This is a genomic window from Desulfovibrio diazotrophicus (assembly GCF_902498985.2).
In the GTDB taxonomy this organism is placed as follows: Bacteria; Desulfobacterota; Desulfovibrionia; order Desulfovibrionales; family Desulfovibrionaceae; genus Desulfovibrio; species Desulfovibrio legallii.
Map to the genome: position 1 here is coordinate 2789267 of NZ_OX346397.1, position 20092 is coordinate 2809358.

At 66.1% G+C, this 20092-nt stretch carries 18 protein-coding genes; 7 read left to right on the forward strand and 11 right to left on the reverse strand.

What is annotated here, in order from left to right; translation table 11 throughout:
* Positions 1 to 11: 11 nt before the first annotated feature.
* The 4 genes from J7I12_RS12045 to J7I12_RS12060 all read right to left on the reverse strand — a co-directional run bounded on the left by J7I12_RS12045 (position 12) and on the right by J7I12_RS12060 (position 4125).
* Positions 12 to 1286: a uracil-xanthine permease family protein gene (locus tag J7I12_RS12045; protein WP_302149110.1), complete on the reverse strand. Its 1275-nt coding sequence runs from the start codon at positions 1284 to 1286 to the stop codon at positions 12 to 14.
* Between the two features lie 14 nt (positions 1287 to 1300).
* Positions 1301 to 1927 carry a uracil phosphoribosyltransferase gene (upp, locus tag J7I12_RS12050; protein WP_118230474.1) on the reverse strand — a complete coding sequence of 209 codons (627 nt, stop codon included), beginning with the start codon at positions 1925 to 1927 and terminating at the stop codon, positions 1301 to 1303.
* Between the two features lie 157 nt (positions 1928 to 2084).
* Positions 2085 to 3176, reverse strand: coding sequence for a DUF362 domain-containing protein (locus tag J7I12_RS12055; RefSeq protein WP_288907422.1), 1092 nt, complete (start codon positions 3174 to 3176; stop codon positions 2085 to 2087).
* A 262-nt stretch (positions 3177 to 3438) separates the two neighbouring features.
* Positions 3439 to 4125 carry a hypothetical protein gene (locus J7I12_RS12060; protein ID WP_302413589.1) on the reverse strand — a complete coding sequence of 229 codons (687 nt, stop codon included), beginning with the start codon at positions 4123 to 4125 and terminating at the stop codon, positions 3439 to 3441.
* Between the two features lie 714 nt (positions 4126 to 4839).
* On the opposite strand from J7I12_RS12060, the gene thrB reads away from it, so the two are divergent.
* Positions 4840 to 5394 carry a homoserine kinase gene (gene thrB / locus J7I12_RS12065; RefSeq protein WP_242621211.1) on the forward strand — a complete coding sequence of 185 codons (555 nt, stop codon included), beginning with the start codon at positions 4840 to 4842 and terminating at the stop codon, positions 5392 to 5394.
* Positions 5395 to 5569: 175 nt separating this feature from the next.
* Here thrB and cobM read toward each other — a convergent pair whose 3' ends face one another.
* From cobM to J7I12_RS12085, 4 genes are read right to left on the reverse strand one after another with little or no spacing between them, the layout of a single operon-like run.
* Positions 5570 to 6403: a precorrin-4 C(11)-methyltransferase gene (cobM, locus tag J7I12_RS12070; RefSeq protein ID WP_118230470.1), complete on the reverse strand. Its 834-nt coding sequence runs from the start codon at positions 6401 to 6403 to the stop codon at positions 5570 to 5572.
* Positions 6404 to 6447: 44 nt separating this feature from the next.
* The gene (cbiE, locus tag J7I12_RS12075) at positions 6448 to 8256 is read right to left on the reverse strand and encodes a precorrin-6y C5,15-methyltransferase (decarboxylating) subunit CbiE (protein ID WP_302413256.1); all 1809 of its coding nucleotides are present in this window, start codon (positions 8254 to 8256) and stop codon (positions 6448 to 6450) included.
* Positions 8253 to 9497 (reverse strand): cobalt-precorrin-5B (C(1))-methyltransferase CbiD, encoded by a 1245-nt coding sequence (gene cbiD / locus J7I12_RS12080; protein ID WP_118230468.1) that lies wholly within the window; start codon positions 9495 to 9497, stop codon positions 8253 to 8255. Before cbiD ends, cbiE begins: the two co-directional genes overlap by 4 nt.
* Positions 9494 to 10393, reverse strand: coding sequence for a histidine racemase CntK family protein (locus tag J7I12_RS12085; RefSeq protein ID WP_118230467.1), 900 nt, complete (start codon positions 10391 to 10393; stop codon positions 9494 to 9496). The genes cbiD and J7I12_RS12085 overlap by 4 nt, the downstream gene beginning before the upstream one ends.
* A gap of 284 nt (positions 10394 to 10677) precedes the next feature.
* Here J7I12_RS12085 and J7I12_RS12090 point away from each other — a divergent pair, with 284 nt between their 5' ends.
* Complete coding sequence (locus tag J7I12_RS12090) at positions 10678 to 11673, forward strand: OmpA family protein (protein WP_118230466.1); 996 nt, start codon at positions 10678 to 10680, stop codon at positions 11671 to 11673.
* 82 nt (positions 11674 to 11755) lie between these two features.
* On the forward strand, positions 11756 to 12337 hold the full coding sequence (locus J7I12_RS12095) for a translation initiation factor 2 (protein ID WP_118230465.1): 582 nt from the start codon (positions 11756 to 11758) through the stop codon (positions 12335 to 12337).
* 225 nt (positions 12338 to 12562) lie between these two features.
* Here J7I12_RS12095 and J7I12_RS12100 read toward each other — a convergent pair whose 3' ends face one another.
* From J7I12_RS12100 to J7I12_RS12110, 3 genes are read right to left on the reverse strand one after another with little or no spacing between them, the layout of a single operon-like run.
* Positions 12563 to 13435 (reverse strand): DMT family transporter, encoded by an 873-nt coding sequence (locus J7I12_RS12100; protein ID WP_118230464.1) that lies wholly within the window; start codon positions 13433 to 13435, stop codon positions 12563 to 12565.
* Between the two features lie 14 nt (positions 13436 to 13449).
* Positions 13450 to 14238, reverse strand: a complete 789-nt coding sequence (locus tag J7I12_RS12105) for an alkaline phosphatase family protein (protein ID WP_302549089.1) — start codon at positions 14236 to 14238, stop codon at positions 13450 to 13452.
* The gene (locus J7I12_RS12110) at positions 14238 to 15251 is read right to left on the reverse strand and encodes a polysaccharide deacetylase family protein (RefSeq protein ID WP_118230462.1); all 1014 of its coding nucleotides are present in this window, start codon (positions 15249 to 15251) and stop codon (positions 14238 to 14240) included. The genes J7I12_RS12105 and J7I12_RS12110 overlap by 1 nt, the downstream gene beginning before the upstream one ends.
* 250 nt (positions 15252 to 15501) lie before the next feature.
* Between J7I12_RS12110 and J7I12_RS12115 the strand changes: the two genes are divergently transcribed.
* The 4 genes from J7I12_RS12115 (at position 15502) to J7I12_RS12130 (ending at position 20043) form a co-directional block, all read left to right on the forward strand.
* Positions 15502 to 16596, forward strand: a complete 1095-nt coding sequence (locus J7I12_RS12115) for a glycosyltransferase family 4 protein (protein ID WP_303192863.1) — start codon at positions 15502 to 15504, stop codon at positions 16594 to 16596.
* Between the two features lie 176 nt (positions 16597 to 16772).
* The gene (locus tag J7I12_RS12120; RefSeq protein ID WP_130957915.1) at positions 16773 to 17126 is read left to right on the forward strand and encodes a hypothetical protein; all 354 of its coding nucleotides are present in this window, start codon (positions 16773 to 16775) and stop codon (positions 17124 to 17126) included.
* A gap of 229 nt (positions 17127 to 17355) precedes the next feature.
* A complete protein-coding gene (locus J7I12_RS12125) occupies positions 17356 to 18531 on the forward strand; it encodes a glycosyltransferase family 2 protein (RefSeq protein WP_302413255.1) in 1176 nt (391 codons plus the stop codon).
* A 330-nt stretch (positions 18532 to 18861) separates the two neighbouring features.
* Positions 18862 to 20043: an ABC transporter permease gene (locus J7I12_RS12130; RefSeq protein WP_498793764.1), complete on the forward strand. Its 1182-nt coding sequence runs from the start codon at positions 18862 to 18864 to the stop codon at positions 20041 to 20043.
* Positions 20044 to 20092 lie beyond the last annotated feature (49 nt).

The following is a 20092-nucleotide window of genomic DNA, read 5'->3' on the forward strand; positions in this document are numbered from 1 at the left end:
CTTTGGTTGCTTCAGGCGCGCGAACGGGGCAGCAGCAGGTTGAGGGCAACACCGGTGACGGCGGCCAAGCCGATGCCGCCGAGCTTGAAGCTGCCGATGTTGAACTGCATGCCGCCCACGCCGAAGATGATGACCAGGGCCACGATGATCATGTTGCGGGGCTCCATGAGGTCCTTGCCCGCGCGTACCAGAGTGTTGAGGCCCACCACCATGATGGCCCCGAAGAGCAGGATCATGATGCCGCCCATGACCGGCACAGGGATGGCCCCCAGAAAAGCGCCGATTTTGGCCACAAAGGAGAGCAAAACAGCGCAGAGCGCGGCCCAGGTCATGACTGCGGGGTTGAAAACGCGGGTCAGGCTCACGGCGCCGATGACCTCTGCGTAGGTGGTGCAGGGCGGTCCGCCCACCATGCCCGCGGCCATGGTGGCCAGGCCGTCGCCGAACATGGTGGTGTGGATGCCGGGGTCTTTGAGGTAGTCTTTGCCCGTGATGGTGCTGATGGCCACCACGTCGCCAAAGTGCTCAATGACCGGGGCCAGGGTGATGGGCACAATGAACAGGATGGGTTCCAGCGAAAATTCCGGAAACATAAAATGCGGCAGGCGCAGCCAGGGGGCGGCGGTCACCGTGCTCCAGTCGCCCACGCCCAGGATGAGGCAGGCGGCCAGCCCGGCGACGATGCCGCAGAGGATGGGCATGAGCCGCAAAAAGCCTTTGCCCAGCAAGGAAACCAGCACCGTGGCCGCCAGAGAGGTCATGGATATCCAGAGGGCCAGGTTGCCGGGCACGATCTGCTGCGCGCCGTCGCCGGTTTTGCCCAGGGCCATGTTGACGGCCACAGGCGCGAGGATGAGCCCGATGACCATGATGACCGGCCCGGTGACGATGGGTGGCAGCAGGCGCAGCACAAATTCCGTGCCGCGCCAGCGCACCAGGGCGCTGACAATAAAGTAGACAAAGCCGCAGCAGACCAGCGCGCCCAGGGTTTGCGGCATGCCCCAGGTCTGCACGCCGTAGATGATGGGCGCGATAAAAGCGAAGGAAGAGGCCAGGAAGATGGGCACCTTGCCTCTGGTGCAGAGCTGGAAGAGCAGTGTGCCCACGCCCGCCGTGAACAGGGCCACATTGCTGTCCAGGCCGGTGAGGATGGGCACCAGCACCAATGCGCCGAAGGCCACAAAAAGCATTTGCGCGCCCAGCACGCAATCGCGCAGGCGCAGGCGGTAGTCGGTGGCGGGCGCGGGCCGCTGGCCGGGGATAGAGCCGGGGGTGGGGCTGGTCATGGGCGCTCCGGTAGTTATTTGGTGCCGAAAATACGATCCCCGGCGTCGCCGAGGCCGGGGATGATATAGCCGTTTTCGTTCAGGTGGTCGTCCACGGCGGCGGTATAGATGTCCACATCGGGATGCTTGGCTTCCACCTTGGCGATGCCTTCGGGCGCGCAGACCAGGTTGAGGCTGCAGATCTGTCGGCAGCCGTGCTTTTTGAGCAGGTCTATGGCTGCGATGATGGAGCCGCCCGTGGCCAGCATGGGGTCAAGGATGATGGCCAGGCGCTGGTCCAGGTCGCTGGCCAGCTTCACATAGTATTCCACGGGTTCCAGGGTGCTTTCGTTGCGGTACATGCCCACCACGCTGATGCGCGCGCCGGGGATCATGTCCAGTACGCCGTCCATCAGGCCCAGACCCGCCCGCAGGATGGGCACCACCGTGACCTTTTTGCCGGAGATGGCTTCCACGTCCACCGGTCCGGCCCAGCCCTGCACGGTGAGGGTTTCCGTCAGCATGTTTTTGGTGGCTTCGTAAATGAGCAGACGGGCCACTTCGTTGGAAACGGCGCGAAATTCGTGGGTGGAGGTGGACGCCTGCCGCAAGATGCCCAGCTTGTGGCGCACCAGAGGGTGGTTAACAATATGCACAGCCATGAAAGTGCTCCTGCGAATAAGGATAAACATTTGTTTTACAAAGGTAAAATCGAGAAAGCCTAGGCGTTTGAGCGGGTCTTGTCAAGGCTCTGGCGCGGTTCGGCAGGGCCCCTCAGTCGCCAAAAAAAACGCGGGCCTTGGGGGCGCCGCGTTTCGGTCAGATTTTTTTGAGCACATACTCCCGGTTGCCCAGGCCCAAGCTCTGGCCGTAGCTCAATTGCACTTCGCCCCTGGTGTGGGGCCAGCGGGCGACAAAAACGTCCGGAGCGCCGTTGAGAGCGGGATCCAGCCGGGGCGCGGCATTGACCATGTCCAGACAGGCCTGGTCCAGAGCCACCGGGTCGGTGGAGGCCAGCAGGCCCACGTCGGGCACCAGGGGCAGGTCGCTCCAGCCCACGCAGTCGCAGTCCGGGGTCACGTTGAGCACAAAGTTGATGTAACAGACGCGCTTGCCCCGGCCCTTGACCGCGCCGTAGGCGTATTCGGTAAGGCGTTCCATAAAGGGGACCATTTCTGTGGCCCAGTCCAGGCTGATGGCCTTGACCGGGCAGACGGTCATGCATTCAAAGCAGCCGATGCAGCGCGCTTTATCCAGTACGCTTTTTTTGTTGTGCAGGCTCAGGGCCTGCTGCGGACAGACCTTAACGCATTTGCCGCAGCCGATACAGGTTTCGGCCTCCACGCTGACGTGGGTGGCGTGCTGGTCGCGCTTGCCGCGTACGGCCGCGCCGCCCATGGCCAGGTTTTTGATGGCCCCGCCAAAGCCCGCCATTTCGTGCCCCTTGAAGTGCGAGAGCACAACCATGGCTGGCGCGCGGCGGATTTCCGTAGCAATGTGCACGGTTTTGAAGTGCTTGGCGTTGATGCGCACGGGCACGTCGTTTTCGCCGTACAGACCGTCGGCCAGGATGACGGGCGCGCCCGCCACTGCGGGGGTGAAGCCGTGCCGGTAGGCCGTGTTGAGGTGGTCCACGGCATTGTGGCGCGTGCCGGAATAGAGCGTGGTGGTATCGGTAAGGAAGGGTTTGGCCCCGGCTTCCAGCATTTTGTCCACCACCTGGCGCACCAGGGTGGGGTTGAGGTGGGTGTCGTTGCCGTATTCGCCAAAGTGCAGCTTGACGGCGGCCAGATCATTTTTTTTCAGGATTTTTTTCAGGCCCAGAGCGTCGCAGAGGCGGGCCAGCTTGGCCAGCTTGCTGTCCTCGTGGGATCGGGTGCGGGAGGCCGCAAAATAGACTGTAGAGGGCATATTTTTTCTCCCCGAAGTCTTCCGCTGTATTCAACAGCCTGCTGCGCGCTTGCCTGCGCAAGTGCGTCGCACGGCTTCAGTGCGGAACTCCGTGGTGGCTGTGCGCTTCGCGCGGGGCGGAGCAAAAAACAGAAAGCCGTCCGTAAGCCTCCCCACGGGGGCGCGCAAACGGTACCGCGCTCCGGGCAGGACGGACGGCCCAAGAATGCCAAACCTGAGGGCGGAGGTCGAGAAAAAAATCTGGGGTGGCGGCGGCGCGCCGTCAGTGGGGCGCGGTTCCTGCCGGGGGCGTGCTTTCCGGCGGGGTGGCGCTGAGCGGCGGGGGCAGGGGCGTGCTTGCCCCGGCGGCCTGGCCGCTCGCTGCGCTGCCGGGAAGTGCCGGGGGCGTTGCATTTTTTTCCATCCATGCCCTTGATCCAGGGTAAGGCAGGGGCGTCGCTCCGGACGCGGGCGCAGCGGCGGGGCGGCCAGAGTTGGAAGCGTCGGAAGCGGACAGCGCACCAGAAACGGAGGCTGCATTGCGTGCTGGGGCTGCGGCCGGGTCGGCCTTTTCCCCCACGGGCGGCATGAGTGCGGCAGAGCCCACGCCCTTGGGCGCGGCAACACGGGGGACCGTGGCCGGGGCGGCCTTGCGCGCCTGCACTTTTTTGTGACCGTTCCGGTAACGGCGGGGAACGGGCTTGATTTCCGGCGGCGTAAGGCGCAGTTCCGGCACGGCGGCAGGGTCGTCAAAGCGCGCGCCGGCCATACGTATCTGCAGGGGATCCACCAGGGTATTCCAGTACAGGCGCGCGCCGCCCTTGTCGGTCCAGATTCTGGTCAGGTTGGTCTGCCCGGCGGGAGTGCGGGCCGGCGGCAGGGTATAGGCTTCCACCGCAAAAGCGGACGGAGCGGGGCAGACAACCAGGGCCAGCAGTCCGGCCCACAGGGTGCGACAGAGCAGGCGCATGACAAATCCTCCACTAGAGCAGTTTACGAATGAAATGAGTTAATTGCTCTGCAAGGATTTTCTTGAAAATCCTTGCCACGAAATACGAGAAGGCAGGCTTTTGCCTGCCGTAAGCGAGCATTTCAAGTGTTAAATGCTCTAGAGCAGTTATCGAATGAAATGAGCTAACTGCTCTGCAAGGATTTTATTGAAAATCCTTGCCACGAAATGCGAGAAGGCAGGCTTTTGCCTGCCGTAAGCGAGCATTTCAAGTGTTAAATGCTCTAGAGCAGTTATCGAATGAAATGAGCTAACTGCTCTGCAAGGATTTTATTGAAAATCCTTGTCACGAAATGCGAGAAGGCAGGCTTTTGCCTGCCGTAAGCGAGCATTTCAAGTGTTAAATACTCTAGTAGAGCGGATAACCTTTGAGGATACATATTCTCAAAGGTTACGGCACGCTCGTTCCGGCGCTTAATCGCGCAAATACAGTGCGCTTGCGCCTCCACGGCGGGCGTCTGCTTACGCAACCGCCATCCTGATATCGGGCGCACAGGCGCTCGCCACGGCGGTTCCTGCAGCGCCACCGCGCCGCTGCCGTCTGAAAACGCCCTTTCAACTACGCTTATCGGCGTGCGTCCGCAAAACTTGAGGCCTCCCTTGACAGGGGTTCCGGCCGTTGGCACAGTCGATGGGCGTCCGGTTGGCCCGGCACGCGCATTTCAAGGAGCTTTCATGGCTGCTACCGCTCTTATTGCCGCCCCCAAGGCCGCTCTGCCCTGTGTTGTGCTTATCGGCATGGCCGGAGCGGGCAAAACCACCGTAGGCAGCGCGTTGGCTCAGGAACTGGACTGGGCCTTTGTGGACAGCGACCACCTTATTGAAGCCGTCTACGGCGCGCGTCTTCAGGATATCACCGACGCTCTGGGCAAAAGGGCCTTTCTTGATGCCGAAGCCACGGTCGTCTGCGCCATCCGCGCGCAGCGCACAGTCATTGCCACCGGCGGCAGCGTGGTCTACAGGCCGGCGGCCATGGCGCATCTGGCCTCCCTGGGGCCGCTGGTTTTTCTGGACGTACCCTTTCAACTTATTGAAGAGCGCGTGGCCCGCAATCCGGAACGCGGCATCGCCATGAACCCCGGCGAAAGCCTGCGCGATATTTTTGACGAACGCCAGGCCCTCTACAGCCGTTACGCCAGAGTGCACTGCCCGGCCCTTGAGAGCCCCCAGGCCTGCGCCCGCTGGATCCGCGCCAATCTCCCGCCGCACAGCCTGGACCCCAGGGGGTAAGGGAGCTTTTATAAACAAAAGTTCCACTTTTCCCCCCGCTCCTCCATTTTCAAAAAACGTTATCCTTCACGACGAACCATGCGGGGCGTGCCCTGCACTGCGGCAGTGCGCCTTTGCGCCTCCACGGCGGGCGTCTGCTTACGCAGCCGCCAGGGCATGGTAACATTGCAATGCCCTAGTCCTGATCTTTTTCCGCCCCATTGCGGGCGGCACGGCAGGCGTGGGCAAAGTCCGCGGCGTAGAGGCGCGAGGCCGTGCCTTTGCGGCATTCGCCGGGTAGGATCAGGAAAACCGTCTGCCGGGTAAGGTTGTGCCGGGCCACGCAGTGGGCCAGATCCGCCAGCCGGGTCCAGTGCAGTTCTTCTTCGGGCCAGCCCACCAGATGCGCGCAGAGCACGGCTGTTTCCGGCGGGAGGTGGCGCAGCAGCTCTGCCTGCAATGTGCCGGCCTCGCGGGCCGAAAGATAAACGGCCATAGAACTGCCGTGGGCGGCCAGGGCGGCCAGGCTTTCGCGTTCCGGCACGGGGGTGCGGCCCTCCAGCCGGGTAATGATCAGGCTCTGGGTCACTTCCGGCACGGTAAAGGTCACGCCCCCGGCCGCAGCCGCGGCGCAGGCGGCGGTGACGCCGGGGATGACCCTCCAGGGGATGCCCTCGGCCTCCAGCAGCGCGGCCTGTTCGCGCAGCGCGCCGTAAAGAGAGGGGTCGCCCGTGTGCACGCGGGCCACCGTGCCCCCGGCCAGGGCTGTGGCCCGCACCAGGGCGTGGCATTCCTCCAGAGTCAGAGGGGCGGAATCCAGCACTTCCGCTTCGGGCGCGGCGCAGGCTACCACGGCGGGGGGCACCAGGGAGCCCGCGTAGAGCACCAGGGTGGCTTCTTCTATGGCTTTGCGGCCTTTAATGGTGAGCAGTTCCGGGTCGCCGGGGCCGGCGCCCACAAAGGTGACCATGCCGGGCCGGGGGGCCTGGCGCGGGGCTGGGGAGGGGGTGTCTGCAGGGGTGGAGTGCATGTTGTTTCCTTGGATGCGCGCGGGGCGCGGCGTTGCGGCGGCCTTCAGACGGCGCGGACCGGCGCGGGCGCGCCTGGCTCCGGCTTTTGGGCTGCCAGCAGGAAAACGGGATTCATGGCCGCCAGGTGTACGTCACCGCCCAGGGGGCGACCTTCGGCGGCGGCGATCTGTTCAATTTCTACGGGCCAGCCCAGGCGTTCGAAAAAGCGACGGCAGAGGCAGAGGGTCTCCAGCAGCACGCAACTGGCCACTACCCGGCCGCCCACAGGCAGGCGGTGGCAGACGTGGCCCAGGATGTCTTCGCCGTCTTCGCCGGAAAGACCGCCGCCGATAAAGACGCGCTGCGGGTCGGGCAGGGCGGGCAGGCATTCCGGGGCCTCGCCCAGGCGCACGTCCAGAATGGCCACACCGAAGCGGCGGCGGTTTTCCTGGATGCTCATGGCCCGCCCGGCGGAACGTTCCACAGCCACCACCCGACCTTCGTGGGCCAGCACGGCAGCCTCCAGCGCCACAGCCCCGGAGCCTGCGCCAATATCCCAGACCACATGACGCGGCGCAATGCGCAACAGGGCCAGAGCCGCGGCCCGCACGGGCTTTTTGCTGATCAGGCCGCGTTCTACAGCCAGTTCTTCGCTGTTCAGCCCCAGGCAAGGGCGGCGCGACGCTTCGCGCGGCGTGAGGATCAGGGTGCAGGCCGGGCCGAAGTTGCGGCCCGCAGCCGCAGCCATGCTCAGATGGTGCACAGCTTCGTCCGGCGCGCCCATGCGCTCAAAAACATGGGCGTCAAACCAGTCTACGCCCCGGTCCAGCAGGTGCCGCGCCAGCACGTCGGGGGTGGTGCGCGCGTCTGTGAGCACGCAGAGGGGCGCGTTTTTACCCGCAGCCGCATTGAGCGGCCCCAGGTCGTCGCGGCCGTGCAGGGAAAGGCAGATGACTTTGTGCCAGGGCAGGGCCAGGCGGGCGCAGGCCTGTTGCAAGGAACTGACCGCCGGCAGCAGCCGCACGGCCTCTTCCCCCAGCAGCCGCACCAAGGTGGCCCCGATGCCGAACAACAGCGGGTCGCCGTCCGCCAGCACCAGCACGCGTTCGCCCATGGCGCGCAGCTGACTCAGGCGGGCGAGGACATTTTCCAATGGTGTGGTCAGCGGCAGCAGGCGGGCCGTGAGGACCGGCGGTGGGGCTGCGGCCGCGTCGTGAGAGGGCAGCGCGGCCGCAGCAGCGCCGGAAAGGGGCGTGCCCTGGGGGGCCGCAGCAGCAACGTCCGTGGTTGCCGCGTTGTCGTGTTCACGGTCTGGATGATGGTCCGGCGGGCAGCGCTGTCCTGTCAGTTCCTCCAGCAGGGCCCTGCCGCCGCAGATGACGTCCGCCTCCAAAACCAGGGACCGGGCGTAGGCCGGCAGTCCGGCCAGACCGCGCGGGCGGCCGCAGTCCAGGCCCAGCACGGTAATGGGCGCGGGGACTGCCGTGGTGGGCTCAAAGATGAACATGGACTGGAGCATCTGGCTCATGGGCGGCCAGTCCTCGGGCTCCGGGGCGGCCTCTGCTGCGGCGGCCGGAGCGTCCGGGGAAGGATGGGGCTCGTCTGCCGGACGGGCTTCGGTGTCGGGAACGGCGCGTTGGGGCCAGGGGTGGGGCAGGTTCCGGCCTGGCCTGTCGGTTACTTTCCCGGACGGGTTTGGCGCCGCATCGGCGCTGTCCGCAACAGCAGGCGGGACGGCGGACGCTGCGGACATGTCCACGGCAGTGACGGCTTTGTTCCCGAAAGACGCCGGGGACGTGTCCGCAGGGTCGGATCGGGGCGGGGCGGCCGGTTCCGGCAGGGGGATTCCGGGCAAGAGGATTTGTTGTTTCATAACGTCACCAGCTCCCGACCGTCGGTATGAAAAAGGTGCAGCCGTACGGGGCGTCCCGCAAAGCCGGCCGCCACACCAGCGGCTTGGGCCGTCACGGCGCGCAGCACGGCGGGGCCTGCAGCCTCGGGCAGCAGCAGTTCCAGGGCCTGGGCCGCCGTGGTGCAGCGGGCCACGGCCTGGGAGCAGGCAGCGCCGTGTTTTCGGCAAAGGGCAGCCAGGGTTTCCAGGTCCAGGTCGGCGCTGCGGGCGTGGGTGTAGGCGTGGCCTTGCGCCAGTTTGAGCAGTTTGCCGAAAAAACAGCCCCAGATAATCTGTATGTTCGGCAAGGCCCCGGCGGCTTTAAGGGAAAAAGCCGCAAAATCCGCCACCTGCACAAAAGCCAGGGCGGGCAGGTGGGGATGCCGGGCCATAAGCAGGCGTTCGGAGCGCCGTCCTGTGCTCAGCCCCACGGCGGGGCAGCCCGTGGCCCGGACCACTTCCAGTCCTTGGGCGATGGTGGCCTTCCAGGCGGCGTGGCTGAACGGCCGCACCGTGCCCTGGGTGCCCAGAATGGAGATGCCCCCCACAATGCCCAGCCGCGAGTTGAAGGTGTGCTCGGCCAGGGCCGCGCCTTGGGGCACGCTGACCAGCACGGTGAGCGGGCGGCGCGCGCCGGGACGGGTCTGCAGGGCGTGGCGCAGGGCCCATTCCATTTGCCGGCGGGGTACGGGGTTGATGGCCGCCGCGCCCACGGGCACGGGCAGGCCGGGCAGGGTAACCCGGCCCACGCCGGGACCGCCGTCAATATGGATGGGTGGGGAGGGGAGATCGGGGCTGCCTGCGGTCTGGCGCGCTTCCGTCGGGTCTTCCGCAGCGTCCGCGCCTTCGATGACGGTGACGGTGATGCGCGCGCCGTGGGTGGCGTCCGGGTCGTCCCCGCCGTCCTTGATCACCACCGCGTGGGCCGCGCGCCCGGCCGGAAGCGGCTGCGGCGGGTCGCACAGTTCGGGGGCGGGACCGGATCCGCAAAAGGCCACGGGCAACCTGCGCCAGCCGTGGGGGACGTCTGTAAGCGCCCCGCCTTCTCCTCCGGCGGGCGAAGGGTTGGCTGGTCGGACATCGGCTGGCGCGGGGGCAAAAGGGGGCAAGGGCACGTCCACCTCGTGGGGGGCATGGCCTTCCCGCAGCAGGCAGAGGGCCGCCAGAGCCGCGCCCGTGGCTGCGCTGCCAGTGGTGAAGCCTTCGCGCAGCGCGGTTTTCATGGTTGGGACGCGTCCTCCAGCCAGGCAACGCCTTGCGCCGTAAGCGCCACGGGGCCGTCCACGCCGGCCCAAGGGCCCGTCCAAGGATTTGTCCCTGGGGCGGCTGCGTCCTGCTCAGTGCAGAGGCGCACCCGCAGAACGGATCCGCCGGGCTGGGCCAGGTCAAAAATTCGCTCCTTTCCCCGACGGGAGAGGTGCAGCGCCAGCGCCAGCGCCCCGGAGCCGCAGGCGCTTTCCAGAAAGGTGGTGCCTGCGTCCCGCACGTGCACCAAAGGCGTCATGCGCAGGGCCGTTGGCGTGCGTCGCCACCAGACCACGCCGGCGGCGGCTTCCGCATCCAGTCCGTATCGGCGGCGCAGGGCAGCGGCTTCCGTGTGGCAGTCCTGGGGCAAAGGGTGGAGGGTTTCGTCCAGCAGCAGATGGCTGATGCCCGGCAGCCGCGTCAGGCAGACGCCAGGGGCCGCGTCTTCCAGGGGGCAGGGGGGCAGAGGCAGGCGGGCCTCCACCTGCCAGAGGGGGGACGCGCCGCGGATGTGCAGATGCAGGGGGGCGGGCCAGCCGGAAACGTGGAATTCGTCCAGCCGGTCTACGAGAACGGACGCGGTCTGGGGCACGGGCGTGCTTTGGGACGGTACATCGACGCGTTGGGCCGCAGCCTCCGTCAGGGCCAGCAAGGCGCCCGCCGCGCGGCTGGCGTTGACGCAGAATTCGCCGCCGGCCATGCGCAGGCGGCGCGCAGGCAGATCCACAAATCCCGCCTGCTCCCCGCCCAGGCAGGCGGGGGTCAGCGCCACGGCGGCCAGCCGGGCCTGGGCGCGCGCGTCAAGCCCGGCGGCGGGAAAGAGCAGGGTGGTGTTGCCGCCGGGGCTCCATTTGGAAAAAGGCAGTGCTGGCATGCGGACAATCCTTGACGCTTGGCGTAAGTATGCCCCATGCACGGCGCGCTGTCCAGCCGGAGGGCCGCCCTGGACAAGCCAGATCCGCCTGCCCGTGCGGTGGCGGCTGGAGCGCCTTTTCCATTTATGCCTTGCGGTTTTTCGCAAAGCCGGGTATGGGAAAAGCAGTTACCGTTCCCAGAAAGCCCTTGGCCGGACGAAGGGCGGTAATGTGGCGGGCATACCGCGATCTGCCGTCGCTGGATGACGGCAATCGACGACACTTTCAACGTTTGGGAGGCACTATGAAATCATTTCGTCTTCTTGTTCTGGCGGCTGCACTTGTGTTGAGCTACGCCGTGGTCGCGGCGGCCGCACCCGCGTGCAATAAAAAAATCGAAAGTTTCGACTTCGTCGTGGACTACTCCGGGTCCATGATGATGAAAAACGCCCAGCTCAAGCAGGATAAAATTGTGGTGGCCAAAAACGTGCTGCAGCGCGTGAACGCGGCCATCCCCGCCCTGAGCTACAACGGCGGCCTGCACACCATTTCGCCCAACGGCACCATCGTGGCTCAGGGCCCCTGGGACCGCGCCGCCATGTCTGCGGGCATCAACAAGCTGCGTAGCGGCTTCCAGATCTTCGGCCGTATGACCAGCATGGGCAACGGCCTGCAGGTCTATGAACCCTTCCTTTCCAGCATGAAGCGCGACGCCGCCCTCATTCTGGTGACCGATGGCGACAACAACCGCGGTACCGACCTGGTGGAAGTGGCCCGTCAGCTCTACGCCAGCCAGCGTAACCTGGTGGTGCACATCATCTCCCTGGCCGACACCAAAAACGGCGAAGCCACCATCAAGCAGATTGCCGCTCTGAACCCCAACAGCATCGTGGTGCGCGGCGAAGAGCTGGCCACCAGCGACGCCGCCGTGGAACGCTTTGTGCTGGCCGTGTTCTGCCAGGACGAGGACGTGATCGTGCTGCGTGGCGTGCACTTTGCTTTCAACTCTTACGCTCTTGACGGCAAGGCCATGGGCATCCTTAACGAAGCCGCCGGCCTGATTAAGTCCAACCCCAACAAGCGCGTGATCCTCTCCGGCTGGACCGACTGGATCGGCTCTGACGCTTACAACATGAAGCTCTCGCAGGAGCGCGCCAATTCCGTGAAGAACTACCTGGTGAAGCAGGGCATCCCCGCCAGCCGCATGACTTCCATTGGCCGCGGCAAGTCCTTCAAGTACAACAACAAGACTGATGAAGGCCGCGCCATGAACCGGCGTACCGAAATCTCTTTCGAGTAGCCTTTATCGGCAAAATTATGTGAACTTGCAGTAAAGCCGGGCGGCCTGGGCCGCCCGGCTTTGATGTGAGGAGGTCTGGTACATGCGTAATATGCTGGCTTGTATATTGGCTTTGGGGCTTGCCACCGGCGGTTGCGCCTGGTTTGGCGGCGATACCGACCAAAAAGACGTTCCCCCCGCGCAGCCTCAGGAGCAGACTGCGGCCCCCGCCCCGGCCCCTGACGCCTCGGCGCCGACCAAAGCCGGCAAAAAGGTGGACGCCAAGGCCACCAAGGCCGAGAAGTCCGCCAAAACCGCCAAAGCCAAGGGGGGGAAGAGCGCGCCCAAGAGCGAAGCTCAGATTGCTGCGGAGCTGGATATGGTGGGCAAACGCCTGGCGGCCCAGGCGGCGCGTACGGTGGTGCCTTCCAAGGCGGAAAAGCAGGTGCGTCAGCAGGGTAAGGAATATGTGGCGTCGTATGTGGATGTGGATACCGGCAACGTGAGTACGGAACTGCGCCCCGGCGCCAAAGGCCAGTATGTGGGCTTTGTGCGCTACCACGAAAATGTTTTTGAGTGCCGCGGCAAGTCCAGAAAGGAAGCCCTCACCGCCTCTTGTGATCAGGTCAAGTCCCGGCGGCTTAACGAGCTGATCCGCTACGACGGCAGCTCCTGGCAATATTAGAGCAATTTTCAAACGGAGTTGTTCTGATCGTTATTGCCCGTCAGCCTGGCAATATTTGCAAGGCCCCGGTCGCCCAAGCGGCGGACGGGGCCTTTTGCGTTCCTTCAGAAAAAAAGCGGCAACATGTTTGGGGCCATTGCAGGTGAAGCGTAAGGTGTTTGCGCGTTTAACTACCGAAGTGGGCACAGTAACTTTTTTGAAACGGTGGCCTGCAGTCTGTGCCCGCTATTCCCGCGAACTGTCCGTGCTCAGCAGGGCCACGGCGGCCAGCACCAGCGCGCCGCCCAGCCAGCCCGTCGGGGGAAAGGTTTCGTCCCAGAACAGCCAGACCCAGAGCGTGCCCAGCACGGGTTCCAGGTGACAGGTGACGGCGGCCCGTACCAGGCTGATCTTTTGCAGGCCCTGGCCATAGCAGATGTAAGCAAGGTAGCAGGTTAGCAGGCCCAGAGCGCTCAGCCAGCCCCAGGTTGTCGGGTTGTAGTGAGGCGGCAGCGGCACCCAGGGGGTCAGGGCCAGAATGCCGCCCAGAAGCATAAAGGCGTAGATGGCGGCAGTGCCGTAGCGCGGCTGCCACCAACGATAGAAGGGGTAGTGCGTGGCATAGCACAGGCCCGCCAGCAGGCCGCAGGCAATGCCCGCCGCTGAGGGTTCGCCCGGCAGGCTGCCGCCCGAAAGGCAGACCAGGGCCGTGCCCGCCAGGGCCGCCAGAATGGCCGTGGCCTTGCGGCCCGTGATGCGTTCGCGGAACAGCAGGCGGGAGAAGACCGCCACCCAGACCGGAGCCGTGTACAGCAGCACCACTGCCGTGGCCCCGCCGCTGAGCTTGATGGAATACTGCATGGCCCCGAAAAAGACCCCCACGCCCCAGACGCCGAAGGCCATAAAGGCGAGCGCGTGGAGCGGGCGCACGCGCAGCGCGCCCGTGAGCCCGGCGTGCAGGAAAAACAGGGCGCAGCCGAGCGCCGCCCGCCAGAAGGCCGTTTCCAGCGGGGCCACGCCCGCCTGCAGACAGAATTTGGAAAGCACACCCAGCAGGGACCAGAGCAGGGCCGCCAGCAAAATCCAGATATAGCCGCTCACGGAGCCGCGCATGTGCATGGTGTGGTTTGTCCTCAGGCCCTGACGGGCGATTGCGGGCGCAGGCCCAGGGCCTGCAGAATCACGCCGGCCACGCCGGTCTGCGCCTGCGGCAGGGGCAGAGTTTGCCAGGCCGGGCCCACCAGCCACAAGGGCACGCGGCGGGCTTCTTCAGTCACGTCGTTGTGCGCTCCATCGGCGGTCATGCCGTGGTCGCTGGTGACCAGCACGGCGTAGCCCGCGTCCAGCCACTGCGGCAGCCAGCGGGCCAGCAGACTGTCCACCAGCCGCGTGGCCTGACGGTAGGCCCGGCTGTCCGCACCACGGCAGTGCCCGGCGTAGTCCACGCCCATGCTGTGCGCCAGCAGCAGATCCGGCGCGTGGCGGCGGCAGAGGCAGGCGGCGTCCGCAAACAGCGCCTGGTCCGGGTAGGCGTCCTGGTCGTAAAACAGGCCGTGGCCTATGGGCAGGGCAGGGTCGTCCGTCAGGCGGTGCAGGGCCGGGTCGTAGGGCGTTCCGTTGCAGAGTTCGTGCACCCAGTGGTACGCGGCCGCCGCCGTAACCAGCCCGGCGTCACGGGCCAGAGAAAAAATGGTGGGCGCGGGGCAGGGGGACGGGTCGTCGTTGCGCAGAATGCCGCTCTGCACCGGCGTCAGCCCACTGAACAGCGTGACGTAGAGCGGGCGCGAAAGGGGCGGCAGGGCGCAGTCCAGCTCCGTATAACGGGCTTTGTCCGCTTCTTCCAGGGCGCGCAGCACGGTCAGGCAACGTCGGGCCGTGGCCGCGTTCAGGCCATCCAGCAGAACCAGACAGACGCGGGCCATTACCAGTCCCCCGGTCCGGCCGGACGCGGGCCGAAACCCAGGGCCGGAGCCTCGGCCCGCAACTGTGCGGCCGTAACGCCCCGCACCGGGCGGCTTTCCCTGAGCCAGGCCAGAAAGTCGTAGAGCTTGCGGTAAAGGGCCGTGGCCGCCGCCGTGTCCGGCACGTTGGGCGAAGCGCCGGGCAGCAGCTCCGAAGAGTGCAGAAAGAGGTGCAGCACCCGCCCGCCGCGCCAGGCGTGCAGCCGGACGCAGCCGCGCATGACCGGGGCCGCGTGCCAGACGGGATTGGGACTCAGCGCGCCCCAGAAGTGGAAATTGTCCGTCCGCGCTTTGCCCCGGCCCAGCCAGTGCCACAAGCGCGCCAGGGGCCGGAGGATGGGAATCTGCGTAATGGGGGAGATGAGCAGGGCGTCCCTGGCAGGGCCGTCCGGCGTTGTTGCGGGCTCCGCCCAATAGGGATCCGCCGGGGCCAGAAAGTGGTCCGGCCCGGCATGGTCAAAGACGCGCAGGGGGCAGACGGAGCTGTCCAGGGTAATGCCTTCCGCCGCCAGCAGGGGCCGCAGCACGGCCTTGCAGTCCCAGCGCCCCATGCGAAAGCTGGTCAGCGGCGCGCCCTGAAAGTCGCGTCCGGCCTGCAGCAGGGTGTGCAGGCGCGCCCGCAGCAGGGGCCGGGGCAGGGTGTCCGTGCGCGGGGGCGGGCCGTCGGCAAGGGGGCCTTCGGACAGGGGCGGGGTGCTCCAGTGGTGCAGGTGGGCGGCGATTTCCGCGCCGTAGTGGTCCCGCAGCCAGGCCAGGTGGGGCCGGGCTTCCGCGCTGGCAAAAACCGTATGGGCGCAGAACAGGGTCAAGGGAAAGCCCAGCTCCTGCGTCAGCGGGGCAAGCTCGCGCAGCAGGGCCACGTTGCGCACGCCGCAGCCCGTGGCGGCGTAGCGGCCCGAAAACAGGCCTTCTTCCTCCACGTCCAGGCTGACAATGACGCGCAAGGGGGCGGCAGGGGGGGGCAGTTGGGTCATGGCGGCATATTATGCGCAAGGGGCGCGCAAGGCAATGTCCCTGGGCGTGCCGCAGCCTTTTCTTTTGGGCGCGCCTTGCCGTCCGGCCGGGCGCTGGCGGCCGCTAAACGGCCGACGCTTGCAAAAGGGCCGGGTTTGCATAATGATTGCTACTGGCATATGGGGCAGACTTGCCCGCGCGTCGGACAAGGGAGCCCCTTGAACCGCCAACGCGCAGCGCGCCCTTTTTGCCGGTTTACCGAGGAGAAGCATGCCCCAGACCCTGCGCGTTTTGTTTTTGATGGAAGACCTCTGTTTCGGCGGCACCCAGCGGCAGATGCTGGAGCTGGCCCGTCGCCTGGACCGCGGGCGCTTCACGCCCGTCATGCTCACCCTGACCGGCCCCACGGACCTGGACGCCCTGGCCCGTCAGGGGGGGGTAGAGCTGCATCACCTGGGGCGCAGCCGGCGGGTGCCGCCGTTGTTTTTTTTGCGCATGGCCAGGGCTTTGCGGCGGCTCAGGCCGGACGTGCTGGTGCCCTGCACGGCTCTGCCCAATATCTGGGGACGCATCTGGGGGCGGCTGGCTTGGCTGGGCCGCGCCAAAGCGCCGCTGGTGCTGGGCACCTGCCGGGGCGGCGGCGGCCCTGTGCGGCAGCACGAACGCTGGCTCTGGCGGCTGGCAGATGAACTTATCTGCAATTCGCAGGCCCTGCGCGAAGTGCTGGAGGACCTGGGCGTGCCGCCCGTGCGCCTGCACTACATTCCCAACGGGGTGGATACGGAATTTTTTGCGCCCGCGGCCCCGCCCGTGGCGGAGCGCGGTCCGCTGATCCTGTGCGTGGCGCGTCTGGCCGAGGACAAGGACCATCTGACCTTGCTGCGGGCCTTTGAACAGGTGCTGGCCCGCCACCCCCAAGCGCGGCTGCGCCTGGTGGGCGACGGGCCGGAAGAGGCGCGTTTGCGCCGCTGGACGGCGGAACATCCGGCGGGCGCGCGGGTGGAGCTGACGCCCGGCGGCCTGGACATGCGGGCTCACTATGCGGCGGCGCGGCTGTTTGCCCTGGCCTCGGTGCGTGAGGGGCAGCCCAACGTGCTTCTGGAGGCCATGGCCTGCGGTCTGCCCGTGTGCGCCACGGCTGTGGGCGGCGTGCCCCGGCTGGTGATGGAAGGGACCACGGGCTTGCTCTGCGCTGCGGGCGACGCTGACGCCCTGGCGGAAAACTGCTGCCGCCTGCTGGAGGATGACGACCTTTGCACCCGTTTGGGCCATGCGGGGCGGGAAAGGGCGCAACGGGATTTTTCTTTTGCCCGGATGGTAGCGGATCACCAGACGCTTATGTCCGCTGCGGACGAGAGGTTGTGATGCAGCCACACAATACGGAACGTGCGGGGCTGTCCGGCTTGCTGCGGCGCTGGGTCTGCCTGTTGTTTGCGGCGGTCTGCTGTGTGGGGCCTTTCTGCGGTCCGCAGACGGCGTTGGGCGAAGCCCCCCCCCCTGTCCGGACGGAGCCGGGGGCACAGGGCGCGGTCCCGCCCGCAATGTCTGTCGCTCCAGCGCCGGCGGAAGTGACCGAACTGTGGACCGGCTCCATCTTTTCGTCCACCTACCGGGTAGGGGTGTGCTTTTCCGCTGCCGGGGCGGTGCGCGGGGTGGTGTATCTGCGCCTGCGCAATGGGGAGGTGGACGTCTACCACATTGACGGCAGCGTCAAAGATAATGTGGTCAAAGCGCGTCACAGTTCCGGGCATACCTTTAAGGGCCGGCTGGTGGCGGCGGACCGGGTGGAAGGCGTGATCCATCTGAAAAATGGTCTGCGGCTGAACGTGGAGGGCCGTCGCATCCAGGGCGCGCCCTTGACCGGCGATGACTGCGCGCCGCCCGCAGCAGACTGAGGTCATCGGGGCGGTAAAGGCTTTTTCGTTCCCCGCCGCGGGGTGAAGCCACTGGGAAGAATCCCCGCTGGGAGCCTTTTCCCTGAAATGCTCCGGGCGTTCGTGCAACGGGCCGCCTGTCGCCAGGGGCAAGGGACTCTCCACACGGTTGCGCGCCGGAGTGGCCCCCTGCCTGCCCTTGAGAATGAGGGCGCTCAAAGATACTATGCGGTAGTGAGGAGGTGTTGCCATGTTTTGGCTGTGGTTTGTGCTGGTGGTGGGGCAGTGCGCCCTGTTGTTTATTCTGGCCCGCACAGGCGAGGCTTTGCCGCGCCGGGCGCGGGAGGAGGCTGCTGCGGCGGCCGCCATGCCCGACGCGCAATGGCCTGCCGCGGCCCTCATCGTGCCCGTGGCCGGCGCGGACCCGCGGATGGAAGGCGCCCTGCGCAGCCTGCTGACCCAGGACTACCCCGGACTTGCGCCCGTGCTGGTGACAGCCACGGAAAGCGAACCCGCCGCAGAGCTTGTAACGCGGCTGTGCAAGGATTTTCCGGCCACGCGGCATGTGGTGGCCGGTCCGGCCCAGGGCTGCGGGCAGAAGAACCACAATCTGCTGGCCGGGGTGGACGCTGTGGGCCCTGCAGCGGAAGTCTATTTGTTCTGCGACAGCACCCACCAGGCGGCCCCGGACCTTGCGCGTCAGCTGGCCGGGCCGCTGGTCAGGGGCGAGGCGGCCTTTACCACGGGCTACCACGAAGTGGACCCTGGCGACAGCCAGACGGCCACCCTGGGCTATGCCTTCTGCGTCATGCTCATGCGTCTGCTGCAGGCCATGGGGGCCTTTACCCAGCTCTGGGGCGGGGCCATGGGCATGAGTCGCGCGGCCTTCGAGAAGTACGGCGTGCGCTCTTTGTGGTCTGAAACCGTGGTGGACGATTGCTCTCTTACCGCCCTGCTGCAGGTGCGCGGCGCGGGTGTGCGGCTGTGCCCCGGCGCGCTGTTGCGTACTGAGGCCGCCAATCACGCCCCGCACGTCTGGCGGGCCTGGATGGACCGGCAGGTGCTGTTTCTGAAGTTCTGTATGCCGGGGCAGTGGCTGCTGCTGGGGCTGCTGGCCGTTATGACGGCGGTGCCCGTGCTTGGCGCGGTGCTTTCTTTGTTGGGCTGGCTTTTGCACCTGGGCGGCGGCGCGGGCGTGCTGCTGACCCTGTTCTGGCTGGCGGCTACGGCCGGGGCCCTGTATCTCTGGCGGGCGCTTTTGCCCCGCCCCGTGTCCCTGCTGCGCTGGTTGTGGGCCTATGGCCGTTCCGTCTGCCTGTTTGCGCGGGTCTATGCGGCCAGCGTGGGGGCCACGGGCATCGCCTGGCGAGGCATTCGCTACGTGGTGGGGCGCGGCGGCGTAGTGCGCGAGACTTCGCGCCAGTAGGGCCTGGCATTTTTGCAAATGCGCATGCGCAACGTTGGGGCATCGCAATTTTGCAATGCTCTGACGGTTGTGTAAGCAGACGTCCGCTCCGGCACTTGCCCGTAACATTTTTGTCATAACGGGCCAGGCGGCGCTTGCGCCTCTGTAGCGGGCGGGAGGATGGATAAAAAAGTTCTTAATGATCAGTGGCTTTGACACAGGTACCCGGCGCTGTGTATGGTTCGCCCCTTGGCTGCCCGTAGAACCGGTCGTCGGTTGTCGCGGACGCGTCCCGGCGGGCGTGCGGAGTTTTTTTATGACGGTGATGACGGTGGTTGACGCATGATTGCCATGTCTGACCTTTTTCGCGTGAGCCTTAGGCAGGTTGTGCGCCAGCGCGGCTTCGGGGTGATGCTTTCCATTGCTCTGGGCATTACGGCCTTTATCGTGCTGGCCGTGCTGGGGCGCGAGATCCGCTACAAGGTGGGTCAGGACATGGTGCTCATGGGCGGGGTCAACGTCATTCAGGTCTATATGGATGACCGGCAGTATCCCGGCCAGCCCCAGCGTGAATTTTACCCCGATACGGTGGCGGCCCTGCGCGCCCTGCCCGGCGTGGGCATGGTAAGCCAGAACATCCGCAACGGCAGGGCCTTTACCCTGCGCGGCGAAGGCGAACGAACCCTGGCCCTGGACTTTATCGGCGTGGACCAGGAGTTTGCCGAGGTCTACTCTCTGGATCTGGTGGCCGGGCGGCTGCTGGACGATCAGGACGTGACGGCGCGCCGAAGGGTGTGCCTGCTGGGCCGCGAGGGCGCGCGCAATCTCTACGGCGAACCTGCCAACGCCGTGGGCAAGTTGTTGTTTCTGGATCAGGACGTCTTTGAAGTGGTGGGCGTGATCAGCGGCGTCATGCTGGGCGGTTGGGGGCAGGGCGGCTTTTTGCCCTACACCACTATGATGGACCGCAACTGGGGCAGCGGCAAGGTGACGCGGTTGTTTGTGCGGGCCGTAGGCTGGGAGGACGTGCCTCCCCTGGTCCGGCGCATTCCCGAAGTGGTGCGCGCGCACCAGGATGCGCCCTATCTGGTGATCCGCACCCAGGAAGATCAGCTCTCGCGCATCAAGACCACCTTTATGTGGGTGGAGGCTCTGCTCTGGCTGGGCATCGCCGCTTCCCTCATGCTGGGAGGCTTCGGCATCTGGTACGGCACGTTTGCCGCCGTGCGCGCCCGCACGCGCGAAGTGGGGCTCAAAAAAGCCATGGGCGGTTCGGATGCGGACATCCTGGCCCAGTTTCTGGCCGAAGCCTTGTGCAAGTCCGTAGCCGGCGGCATACTGGGCATTGCCATCGGCCTGTTGCTGGTAAAAATCGGCTCGTGGAGTCTGGGCACGGATATTTCCTACCCCTTGCTGCTGGTCAGCAGTGTGGGCAGCATTGTGTTTTCTGCGGTCCTCGGCGTGGCCGGCGGTTTGTACCCGGCCGTTCAGGCCAGTCGCATGGATGTGGTCACCGCCCTGCGGTTTGAGTAATTGCGTGTTGCGCCCGCAGGCGTTTTGCATGGCGGACGGCCGTGCGGAA